An 11,283-nucleotide genomic window follows, 5' to 3' on the forward strand; every position below is an offset into this window, starting at 1 on the left:
ACACGCACATCGCCATAACCGCAGTTCAGAGCCGTGAAGGCGCCTCAGAATCCCCGAAACCCCTGGACACACGTTCGAAGCCTGTTCGAACGACTGACCAGCCGGGACGTCGAGAAGCCGCGAACACGCGCTGGCGCGCTACTTGCGGGCCCCTTGCTCGGTGTCGTCCGCCGCGGCCGGCCGTGACCTGCGAGAACATGAAGACGGCTGTTGACTCGGCCCACGTGTTGACGGCGCGTCGCGGTCCAAATCCGTCGGGGAGAGCCGCGCCATGCGTAGCCTCCGCGCGCAGGTTCCGCTCTCCATCGGCGATGGATCCCGCCAGAGCCGGCGCGGCGGACAAGCCGCTGACCTGCACAGATGCGACCGCCTGGACACACGCCTGTCGGTCGGTCAACTCGCGTATCCCCTGGTCAGATGCAGGTTTCCGTGTCCAGGCTGTCAGTCAGCTGCGGAACCCGGGATTAAGTTGTGTGGCCGACGAATCAATGGGCGGTCCTACATCGGGCCTGTCGAGGCCATCGGTGACCTCTCGGGCGAAGGCACGTGCCGGCGGAGCCAGATGTCGGTGGCGAGCCCAGTAGATCCAGATGGGGGCGGACATCGGAGAGTGCTCGTCAACCAATATCGGCCAGCCGGTGGCCTTGGCGGTCTCGGACAGGTTGTCGTCGGCGAGGACGGCGACCCCTAGCCCCGCGCGGGCCATCGCCACCAGTGTGGTGGTGTTGCCCGACTCGAGCGCGACGTCGAGGACGATGCCGCCCTCGCGCAGTGCCGGTTCGAGGAGGCGGCGGGTCAGGCTTTCGGGCCCACCGGTTAGCACCGGCACGCCCGCCAGGTCCGACACGGGAACCTCGCGGCGGCGCCGCCACGGGTGGTCCTCGTGGGTGACTACGACGACGCGAACTTCCCCCAGTCGGTGCCCCGCCAGCCTCTCGTCGCTGCGGGGGAGTGCGGTGACGAAGTCGACGTCGCCGGTGAGTACCTGCTCCACCGGCGGCAGTCCGGGCAACTCGTGCAGCGCGACGTGGATGAGCGGGTGGGCGCGGTGCAGCCGGCCGATCACCGGTGCGAGGAAGTGCGACACGTGCGGATGCGCGCAGGCGATCGTCACCACGCCAGCGCGGCCACGCGCCAGCTCGGTGCTCAGGGTTCTGATCCCCTCGGCTTGTACGAGCAGCTGCTCGGCTCGCGGAAGCAGTTGGGACCCTGCGCTGGTGATCACCACACCGCGGCCGCAGCGCTCGAACAGCGCCACGCCCAGCTCAGCCTCCAGTGCCTTGACCTGGCGCCACAGCGAGGGCTGGGCCACCTCCAGGCGCTTGGCGGCGCCGAGGAAGGACCCCACGTTGACAACCTCGACGAAATAGCGCAGCTGGCGCAGCTCCATTGACACTCCACTTGAATAGCTTGAGTTCTAACTATTCTATGAACGTAGATACGGGCACGCCATAGCGTTGCGCCCTCAGCGCCCTCAGCGCCCTCGACTCCAGCGAGATCGACGACCTCTTGCTCGGCCGCGGCCTGCTCGGCGGCTAGGGAGTGTCTGGACGATCATGGAAGCCAGGTGAGTAGCGCCGCGAGGTGGAGCGCTCCGAGGTAGTTGCGGGCGTTGCGGTCGTAGCGGGTGGCCAGTCCGCGCCAGTGTTTGAGCTGGCAGAAGCCCCGCTCGACGGTGTTGCGGCGGCGATATCGGGTCTTGTCGAACCCGACCGGGCGCCCACCTCGTGAGCCGCGGCGGGCCCGGTTGGCCTTCTGGTCGGCGGGCTCGGGGATGGTGTGGGCGATGCCGCGCCGACGCAGCAGCTCCCGGTTGGCGCGGGAGCTGTAGCCCTTGTCCGCTAGTACGTAGTCCGGACGGGTCCGGGGCCGACCCCGACCCGGCCGGGCCACCGCGATAGCGGTCATGAGCTGCGGAAACTGTGTGGTGTCGTTGACATTCCCGGCGGTCAGCTGCAGCACCAGCGGTCGCGCCTGCCCGTCGACGACCGCGTGGACCTTCGTGGTCAGTCCGCCGCGGGACCGCCCGATCGCATGGTCGGACGGTTCCGCGGCGACGGGTCGTTCCCGGCGTCGGGGGTGATCGGAGCGGGAATTCTTGTCATTCGACCGAGCCCCCTGTGAGCGTGCCAGGTGGTGAGGCCGGGCCAGGGGCGGTCGCGGCGTTGCCACCGATTCGACGTGCCGCGGCGCCGTGCTGGTGCACTCGCACCATCGAGGAGTCCGCCGAGACCAGCCAGTCGAGCTCGGCGCGGGCGTCGGCGTCGGCCTGGGCGGCGGCGAACAACCGCGCCCACGTACCGTCCTCGCTCCAGCGAGTCTGCCGCTCATAGGCGGTCTGCCAGGGCCCGAACCGCTCGGCGGGGATCTCCCGCCACGCGGCCCCGGTGCGGTATTTCCAGGCGATCGCCTCGATCACCTGCCGGTGATCACGCCACCGCCCACCGCGGCGCGGGGTGCGATCGGGGAGCCGGGGCTCCAGCCACGCCCACGCCTCATCCGACAACACCCGCCGCTCGGCCACGGGCATCATCTTGGCCGACACCTCGACCAAGATCCGTCAGACACTCCCTAGCTCCGGGGTGTAGCGCCCAAGCCCCTGTCCTCGCAGGCGGATCAAGACCGGTGTTGCAAGATCGGTGTCCAATCGCGGTTATGAGATCGCCCTCGCCGATCGGATCCTTGGCGATGCCGGCTTCGGCGTGGAGGCGGTCCAGAACCATTTCAGCCTCCTGCACCGGGGTTCTGAGCGTGCGGGCATCCTCGCCTACTGCCGCGAACACGACGTGCGGTTCTTCTCCTACATGGTCCTCGAGCAAGGAGCGCTGACCGGCAGGTACAACCCGGCCAATCCGATGCCGGAGGGCAGCAGCCGGCAGCCGGGCGGCTGTGTACAACGGCCTCATGCACCGACTGCAGGCGCTGACGGACCGGATGGGGGAATCGGCGAGGATCGAGGTGCGTCCGCCGCCAATGTCGCCACCACCTGGGCCATCGCCAAGGGGGCCACACTGATCATCGGGGTCACAAAGGCGAGTCACGTCGACGGGTTGACCCGAGCTCGCGGCATCGAACTCGCCGACGCGGAGATCGCAGAACTGGAAGCGTTGGCGGATGCCGCAGACGTCGACACACGCGGCTGGTGGGAGCCAGAAATGTAGTACCAGTCGTCGGACCCCTCCAACACGCCTGCGGTCGGCCGCGCGGCATGCTCGCCCGGCGTTGCCGATCCACTCCGGGCAGCCCTACCTGCACTGCTGGCCGCGTTCTCGATGCTTCTGCGCCCTCCTGGGCAGCGCTGCCGGGCACGGCTGCCAAGGTGCCGGGCAGAGCGCACCGCCGCCGGCGGCGCTCCGTGATCTCATAGAGGCGGATTCGGTGAGGCCGGGACGGCACGGGATGTCGAGTCCCGGGTGTTGCTTGAGGTTGTGGTCCAGCTGATGCTTGACGTTCGGACCTGCCCCCGGGGCGCTGCTCGTCGTGCGCGCGCTGCCCCCGGCCGCCACTACCTCCTCATTGATCGCCGTCGCCGTCGGTAGAGGTGGTGGCGGGAGGCCGGGATTGCCCTGGTAGGCATGACCACGGTCGAGCATCGTTATCGCGCTGTGCTGGCCGTGAAGCGGGGCGAGCCCAAAGCGCTCGTGGCCGCCGCGTTAAGGCGTCTCCCGACAGGCCCTGCACACCTGGCTGCGCCGCTACGCCACCGACGGCCTCGGTGGGCTGGTGGACCGCTCGCGCCGCCCCGACTCGAGCCCCCGCCAGACCCCGGCGGTGGTGGAGACACGGGTGTGCGAGATCCGCCGCGAGCACCCTCGATGGGCCCACGGCGCACCGCTCACGAGCTGAACAACAGCACCCTTCCGACGCCGTGATCCGTCCGTCTGGCGCACCGCGCCCCGTGACGCCCCCGACCCCCTCGTACTCTGTCCAACAGATCTGTCCTCTGCGAAGTGAAACCCATGCCCCGTCAGCCCGCCGAACGCCTCGGCCACCGGCTCGTCGTGCCGCTCTGCGTCGGCGCTGTGGCGAACCCGGTGAACTCGACCATGATCGCTCCGGCGCTGACTTCGATCGCCCGGGACCTGGGCGTCGGCGTCGGCGTCGCGCTTGGGCTGGTGACCGCGATGTACGTGGCCAGCGCGCTCGGCCAGCCGCTGGCGGGCAGGCTCTCCGACGTGATGGGGCCGCGCCGGGTGTTCCTCGCCGGGGCCGTCCTGGTCGCCGCGGCCGGGGTGCTGGGAGCCCTCGCCACCTCCTTCGGCGTACTCTTCGCCGCCCGGGTGCTGGTCGGCCTGGGAACGGCCGCGGCCTACCCCTCCGCCCTGACGGTGATCCGGGACCGGGACCGGGCCCGGGCACTCGGCCTCCCCGAGCCTGCGGGTGCCCTCCGCGCCCTGAGCACGACCAGTCTGCTCACCCTCACCCTGGGGCCGGTGGTCGGCGGGCTGCTCGTGCAGTGGAGCGGATGGCGGGCGACCTTCCTGGTCAACGTCGCGCTCGGCGTGCTCACGCTCGCGCTGTCGGTCGGCGCCCTGCCCCGGGACCGGCCGTGGTCCACGGTCCCGTGGGGCCGGCTCGACCCGCTCACCGTCCTGGACGTCCGGATGATCGCCCGCAATCCCCCGCTCGCTCGCACCTACCTGCGGTTCGTTCTGACCTTCACGGTGATCTACGCGGTGCTCTTCGGCTACCCGCAGTGGCTCGAACAGGTCCGCGGGTTCCCCCCGGCCGCGAGCGGCGCGGTCATGCTGGCGCTGTCCGGTGTCGGGGCGGTGCTCGTCCTCGGCGCCGGTCGGTCACGCGGGGTCCGTGGCCCCCTGCTCGTGGGCGCGGTCGGGATGCTCGCGGGAGGGGCGGCCCTCCTCGTGGTGGATGCCACCGCGGCACTGCCGCTGGTGGTCCTCGTGCCCGTGCTGTTCGGCCTGCCGCAGGGCCTGAACTCGGTGACCAACCAGCTCACGGTGTACCGCCAGGCCCCCGAGGAAGGCCTCGGGACGGCGACGGGCCTCTCGCGGACCGCGCAGTACGTCGGCGCGATGCTCGCGACCGGTCTGCTCGCCCTGGCCTACGGCGAGCAGGCGACCGACGGCGGCCTCGCGGTGGTCGGGGCGGTGTGTGCGGCGGTGGCGGTCGGCCTGCTCGTCCTGACCGCCACCGACCGTGCGCTCCGGCGTGGTTGAGCGGCGCTGCTGACCGGCGCTACAGCGAGCTGGGCAGGATGAAGAGCAGCCACGTGATGATCGGCGCCGTCACCGCCATCCCGATCCCCCAGGCCAGCATGGTCCGGAAGAGGCTCTGCCGCTGGTCCTCCGGAGCGTTCGCCAGGGTCAGCGCGCCCACCGAGGAGAACGGCGTGGAGTCCACCACGGTCGCGGAGACCGTTAGTGCCACGATCATGGCGGCCGTGCCGATCTGCCCCTGCACGAGGAACGGCACGGCGAGCGGGATCAGCACACCGAGCAGTCCCGCGCTCGACGCGAACGCCGAGGTGACGGCGGCGACGAGGCACAGCAGGAAGGCTGTGAGCAGGGGGGCGCCGAGGCCCGCGATCCCGTGGCCGATGGCGTCCACGGTGCCGTAGCGCTGCATGGCCGCGACGAAGGTGACCACGCCGCAGATGAGCAGGACGACGCTCCAGACGATCCGCCGGTCCGCCTCCTTGAACCGGGCCGGGAACAGCGCGTGCAGGAGGGCGGCCGCGATCAGCGCCAGGAAGCCGATCTCCAGCTCGAAGACCAGGGCCCCGACGGCGACGGCGACGATCACCGCGAGTGTGATGGCCTGGTCGAGACGCAACCGAGTGCGCGCGGGCGTGGGCGCAGGCGCTTCGACCGCGACCGTCGTGCCGGTCCGCGCGGTGCTCCCCGCCGGACCGGGCTCGGGCGCCACCGGGACGGTGATCCCGCGGCCCCGGGGAGCGGCGGCGCCGCCGTCGGTGGTGCGCTGGTCGCCACGGATGAGCTTCAGCCCGCCGAAAGCGAAGTAGATGACGACGGCGAGGCCGACGTTGTACGCGAGGTTGCCGAAGAACAGCGTCGCCGACGAGATCGAGAGGTCGTTGGCGGCCAGGGACTGTCGCACGATGATGGCGAGCCCGTTGAGCGGCGAGAAGTTGCCCGCGGCGGAGCCGTGCATGACCATCAGCGCGGTCATCCGCCGGTCGATGCCGTACCGCGCTCCCAAGCGCAGGCACAGCGGGGCGAGCATGGCCACGCCCGCAGGTCCCAGCGCGCCCGCGGTCGTCGGGACGGCGGAGAACACGAAGATCATCCACGGCACGATTGCCGGGCGATTCCCGAGCAGGTCGACCGCACGGTCGATGAGCCATTCGATGGTCCCGTTGACGGCGGCGAGCCCGAAGAGGTAGGTGACGCCCACCAACAGCACGAACAGGTCGGGCGGGAAGCCTGCGAGTACTTCCTTGACGCTCTCCCCCGCGACCAGGGTCCCGACCAGGAAGGTCGCGATCAGGGCGAGCGCTCCGATGTTGACCGGCCGCAACGTGCCGATCACGAAGATCAGCACGAGCGCCACTACAGCGATGACATGGATGGACACCGGTCTCCCTCGACTCGGCCCGCGAGACCCCGCCTGTGCGGCTCGGTGGCGGGGCTTTTCTGTCTTGCGGAGAGACTTTCTGTCAATTGACTAGGGCTGTCAACCCGGTCGCGTTGACCCGACCTCATAACAGAGATAGCTTCTGCCTAGCAGAGCTAGCTTCTTGGGAAGGGGAGTGCATGTCGACGAGGACTCGCTCGGCGAGCACCACGGTCGCCGACCGGGAGTGGACGCTGCCGATTGGCGGGTCGTTCCGGCCCGCGGAGGCCGGCCGTACCTACGAGGTCGAGTGTCCGGCGACGGAGCTCGCCCTTACCACGGCGCCCGACGTGTCGCCCGCCGACGTGGACGAGGCGGTGCGGAGCGCCGCCGACGGTGCGGCGGCCTGGCGTGAGGTGGGCGTGCGCGAGCGGGGCCGACGGCTCCGGGCGCTCGCCGAGGTCGTCCGCGCCCATGTCGACGAGCTCGCGATGCTCGACGCGCTGGACTCGGGCAACCCGGTCACCGCGATGGACAACGATGTCGAATGGGGCGCCGAGGTCCTCGAGCTGTTCGCCGACTTCGCCTCGCACCCTGGCGGCGCGACGATCCCGGCGAGCACGGAGAACCTGCACTACACCCGACGCTCGCCGTTCGGCGTCGTCGCCCGGATCGTGCCGTTCAACCACCCGATCTTCTTCGCCGTGTCGAAGGTCGCCGCCCCGCTGATGGCGGGCAACGCCGTCGTCCTGAAGCCGTCGGACATCACCCCGCTCTCGGCGCTGCGCCTCGGCGAGCTGGCCGCCGACATCCTGCCCCCCGGGGTGCTGTCGGTGGTGACCAGCAACGGCCCGGCCGCCTCCAGCGCCCTCGTGCGGCACCCGCTGGTTCGCCGTATCGGCTTCATCGGCAGTGACCGCGTCGGCCGGATCATCCAGCGGGACGCGGCCGAGGTGGGCGTCAAGGAGATCAGCCTTGAGCTCGGGGGCAAGAACGCCCTGATCGTCTGCCCGGACGCGGACCTGGACGCCGCCGCCACGGGCATCGTCAACGGCATGAACTTCGCCTGGTCGCAGGGCCAGTCCTGCGGCTCGACGTCACGGGTGCTGCTGCACTCTGCGGTCGCTGATCAGGTCCTCGCGAATGTGCTCGCGCAGGTCGCGGCCATCCCGGTCGGCTCGCCCGTCGACCCGGCCACCCGCATGGGCCCGCTCGCCTCCCGAGCCCAGTACGACAAGGCCCGGTCCTACGTCGACATCGCCACCGGCGAGGGGGCGACCGTGGCCTACGGTGGTGGTCGGCCCGCCGGGCTCGACAAGGGGTACTTCCTGGAGCCGACCGTCCTCACCGACGTCCGCCCGGGCATGCGCATCGAGCAGGAGGAGGTGTTCGGGCCGGTCATGTCGGTGCTCACCTTCGACGAGCTGGACGACGCCGTCCGCATCGCCAACGGCGTGCGGTTCGGGCTCACCGGCAGTATCTGGACCCGTGACGTGTCCACCGCGGTGACCCTCGCCGACCGGCTCGACGCCGGATACGTGTGGGTCAACGGCTCGTCGCGGCACTTCTGGGGCATGCCCTTCGGCGGCACCAAGTCCTCGGGCATCGGCCGCGAGGAGAGCATCGAGGAGCTGCTGTCCTACACCGAGCTCAAGGCGGTGAACGTCCTTGTCTGAGCTCTCCGAGGTGCGCACCGGCGCCGACCTGGTCGCGGACTGCCTGGTCGCCGAGGGCGTCACCCACGTGTTCGGGTTGCCCGGCACCACGGTGATGGACCTGATCGACGCCGTGGCTCAGAACCCGCACCTGCGTTATCTGTCGACCCGCCACGAGCAGGTCGCCGGGTTCATGGCGGACGGCTTCTCCCGGGCGGGCGACAGCCTGGGGGTGTGCCTGGGGGTGTGCCTGGCCTCGCGTGGCCCGGGGGCGGCGAACCTGTCCATCGCCGTACAGAACGCGCACGACGAGTCGATCCCCATGCTCGCCCTGATCGGTCAGGTGCCCGGCAGCATCACCGAGCGGCGGTCGTTCGAGGAGATGGACGTCGTCGCGGCGTTCCGGCCCTTCTGCAAGTGGGTCGTGGAGATCCACCAGGTGGACCGCATCCCCGAGCTGCTGCAGCGGGCGGTCCGCACGGCGGTGTCCGGCAGGCCGGGCCCCGTCGTCGTCTCGCTGCCCCTGGACGTCCTCCAGGCCGCGGCGGCGGCGGCCCCCGGGCCACGTACGCGGATCCACGCCCCGGCCCCCGCCCCCGCGGGCGTCGCCGAGGCGGCCCGGCTGCTCGCGGACGCCGAGCGGCCGGCGATCATCGTCGGCGGCGGGGCCCGCGACCCGGAGGCGGTGCTGCGGCTGGCCGAGGCGACCGGTGCGCCCGTCGTGACGACGTGGTTGCGCAAGGGCGCCGTACCCCACTCGGACCCCGCCTTCCTCGGGGCGCTGGGCTACGGGGCGCACGAGGTGTCCGACCGGCTCGTCCGCGAGGCGGACGTGCTGGTCGCGCTCGGCTGCCGGTTCTCGGAGTTCACCACCAAGCGGTGGACCCTCGTCCCCGAGTCGGCCGCCCTGGTGCACATCGACATCGACCCGGAGGAGCTCGGTCGGGTGTACCCGCCGACGGTGGGGATCGTGTCCGACGCCGCCACCGCCGCCACGGCCCTGGCCGCCGCCCTGGACGGGGTCGACCCGGACCGGGACGGACGCCGCCGGGCGCGGCGGACCGCGCTGCGCAAGGAGTTCGACGAGGTCTGCGTGCCGGTCGAGGGCGCCCCGCAGACCGGCGTGGTCTCCTCGGGCGCGCTGACCGCCGCCGTGCAGCGCCTCGCCAACTGCGAGGGCGTCGCACTGGTACAGGACGTGCACACGTTCGGGCCGTGGATCGCGCGGCACGTGAGCGTCGACCGGCCGCGCAGCTACTACGGCTCGGCAGGCGGCGCGATGGCCTGGGGCTTCCCCGCCGCGATGGGCATGGCGCTGGCCCGACCGGACGACCGCGTGGTCGCGATCAGCGGAGACGGCAGCTTCTGGATGGTCGCCCAGGATCTCGAGACCTGCGTGCGCGAGGACATCCCGGTGATCACCGTGATCGTCAACAACTACGCCTACGGCAACACCCGCGACCGACAGCGCACCGCGCACGGCGGCCGCTACCACGGTGTCTTCCTCGACAACCCGGACTTCGCCGAGTACGCGCGCATCACCGGGGCCCTCGGCATCCGGGTCACCTCCGACGCCGAACTCCCGGCCGCGTTCGAGAAGGCCCTCTCCCATCCCGGCCCGGTGCTGATCGACGTGGTGCAGGACCGCATGGAGGGACTGCCCCCAGGCCTCGTCCCACCCGCGGCGAAGTGACTCCCGTGGTGGCCCCGGACCCGCTTCCGGTCAGCGTGCTGACCGCCCGGACCGCACGCGGTCCGGGCGGTGCGCTGACCGACTGGGCGCAGGACCTCTGCCGCGCGGCGGCGACGATGCCCGGCCATCTCGCCACCCACATCGGCGAGGAGTCCGCCGACGGGCGGACGACGGTGCACGTCGGGGTGACGTTCGCCTCCGCGGAGGACCTCCTGCGCTGGGAACGGAGCCCGGCCCGCAAACACCTGCTCGACGAGGTCGCGGCGCTGGCCGAAGGGGAACCGCGGACGTTCTCGGTGGACGGGCTGCATCAGTGGACCCCACGGGGGCCGTCGAAGCTCCGGACGACGCTGCTTATCTGGATCGCACTGTTCCCGATCGCCCTTCTGATGAACCTCCTCGTCATGCCGCTGCTTGAGGAGTGGCCGGTGGCTGCCCGCACCCTCCTGCTGACCGCGGTCCTCGTCCCGGGCGTGGTGCTAGGCACACTCCCCCTCCTCACCGCCCTCCTCGCGGCATGGCGTGGACGACCACGCTGACCGACCAGGGTGGGAACGGACAGGACACACCACCTGGACCTCAACAAAGGTCGAAGTTGCACGATGGGGACGTGCAGAGCGTCGACACCGTCAGCAGGGAGGGAGTCCTCGCCCTGCTCATCTCGCACAGGGCCGCGTTCAACGAGCACGACGTCGAGGAGCTGGGGGCGCTGTCCACCGACGACGCTGCCAGATCTGGTATGTGGGTCAGCTGGGCGTCGGAGCGCGGATGGACGGGACGCACCAGCCCCACTCCGCCATCGTCTCGATGTCGAGGACCGAGCTGAGGAGTTCACTCCTTCTTGCAGAAGGTGGCTCTACCAGCCGATGACACCCTCCGCTCAACCACCGTCAGCCGTGCAGCACCGCGCTCGCTTCGTCCACGGCGGCCCGCAACGCCGCCGTGATCTTGCCCTCCTGCTGCCTGGACATTCGCGAGGTCGGGAGCGACACGTTGAAGGCAAGGCGGGCGGGGGCTCGGTTGGGGGCGAAGGCGACCGCTACGGACGACACGCCCTGTTCGCTCTCTTCAGAGACCCCATGGCCGCTACCGCTGGCCGCCTTGAAGGATGAGAATCGGTGCGGGGTCGGCTGAGCTCGTTCTTGCTTGGTGCGCGAGAGCCTGTGTCAGAGACTGATGCCAGGGGCCTTCCCGGCACCTCGAATTGTTGTCTCGTGCACGCCTTACAGCGTCGTTGATCGGTCGGCCCCGCCGGCCCCACCCCTGTCCGGGAGCGGGGCGAGGAGGCCACGGATGGACACGCTGATCGAGCGGTGCGCAGGTATCGACATCGGTAAGGACGAGGTGGTCGCGTGCGTCCGCACACCGAACCCGGACGGCCGTAGGCGGGTCAAACAG

At 70.7% G+C, this 11,283-nt stretch carries 8 protein-coding genes and 2 pseudogenes; 6 read left to right on the top strand and 4 right to left on the bottom strand.

The window, feature by feature from the left end; all coding sequences use genetic code 11:
* Nucleotides 1-445: 445 nt before the first annotated feature.
* Nucleotides 446-1,390 carry a LysR family transcriptional regulator gene (locus BM093_RS33085; RefSeq protein ID WP_093356917.1) on the bottom strand — a complete coding sequence of 315 codons (945 nt, stop codon included), beginning with the start codon at nt 1,388-1,390 and terminating at the stop codon, nt 446-448.
* A gap of 164 nt (nt 1,391-1,554) precedes the next feature.
* A protein-coding gene (locus BM093_RS33090) for an IS5 family transposase (RefSeq protein ID WP_425439224.1) occupies nt 1,555-2,524 on the bottom strand; the annotation gives its coding sequence in 2 pieces (ribosomal slippage) (nt 1,555-2,176 and nt 2,175-2,524; 972 coding nt in all).
* 91 nt (nt 2,525-2,615) lie between these two features.
* On the opposite strand from BM093_RS33090, the gene BM093_RS33095 reads away from it, so the two are divergent.
* From BM093_RS33095 to BM093_RS33105, 3 genes and pseudogenes are all read left to right on the top strand, one after another.
* A complete protein-coding gene (locus BM093_RS33095) occupies nt 2,616-3,161 on the top strand; it encodes an aldo/keto reductase (protein WP_093356921.1) in 546 nt (181 codons plus the stop codon).
* A 508-nt stretch (nt 3,162-3,669) separates the two neighbouring features.
* A pseudogene (locus BM093_RS33100) lies at nt 3,670-3,846 on the top strand (helix-turn-helix domain-containing protein); the annotation flags it as partial.
* A gap of 113 nt (nt 3,847-3,959) precedes the next feature.
* Complete coding sequence (locus tag BM093_RS33105) at nt 3,960-5,180, top strand: MFS transporter (RefSeq protein WP_093356929.1); 1,221 nt, start codon at nt 3,960-3,962, stop codon at nt 5,178-5,180.
* A gap of 19 nt (nt 5,181-5,199) precedes the next feature.
* On the opposite strand, the gene BM093_RS33110 is transcribed toward BM093_RS33105, so the two are convergent.
* Nucleotides 5,200-6,558, bottom strand: coding sequence for an SLC13 family permease (locus BM093_RS33110; RefSeq protein WP_093356934.1), 1,359 nt, complete (start codon nt 6,556-6,558; stop codon nt 5,200-5,202).
* Nucleotides 6,559-6,737: 179 nt separating this feature from the next.
* On the opposite strand from BM093_RS33110, the gene BM093_RS33115 reads away from it, so the two are divergent.
* Genes BM093_RS33115 through BM093_RS33125 form a run of 3 tightly spaced genes read left to right on the top strand, consistent with a single transcriptional unit; the run spans nt 6,738 to nt 10,424 of the window.
* Nucleotides 6,738-8,213 carry an aldehyde dehydrogenase family protein gene (locus BM093_RS33115; RefSeq protein ID WP_093356937.1) on the top strand — a complete coding sequence of 492 codons (1,476 nt, stop codon included), beginning with the start codon at nt 6,738-6,740 and terminating at the stop codon, nt 8,211-8,213.
* Nucleotides 8,206-9,885, top strand: coding sequence for a thiamine pyrophosphate-binding protein (locus BM093_RS33120; RefSeq protein ID WP_093356940.1), 1,680 nt, complete (start codon nt 8,206-8,208; stop codon nt 9,883-9,885). The genes BM093_RS33115 and BM093_RS33120 overlap by 8 nt, the downstream gene beginning before the upstream one ends.
* On the top strand, nt 9,882-10,424 hold the full coding sequence (locus BM093_RS33125) for a putative antibiotic biosynthesis monooxygenase (RefSeq protein WP_143105677.1): 543 nt from the start codon (nt 9,882-9,884) through the stop codon (nt 10,422-10,424). The genes BM093_RS33120 and BM093_RS33125 overlap by 4 nt, the downstream gene beginning before the upstream one ends.
* 351 nt (nt 10,425-10,775) lie before the next feature.
* Here BM093_RS33125 and BM093_RS38515 read toward each other — a convergent pair.
* A pseudogene (locus BM093_RS38515) lies at nt 10,776-10,946 on the bottom strand (IclR family transcriptional regulator); the annotation flags it as partial.
* Nucleotides 10,947-11,283 lie beyond the last annotated feature (337 nt).

Source organism: Pseudonocardia ammonioxydans (assembly GCF_900115005.1).
GTDB classification, from domain to species: domain Bacteria; phylum Actinomycetota; class Actinomycetes; order Mycobacteriales; family Pseudonocardiaceae; genus Pseudonocardia; species Pseudonocardia ammonioxydans.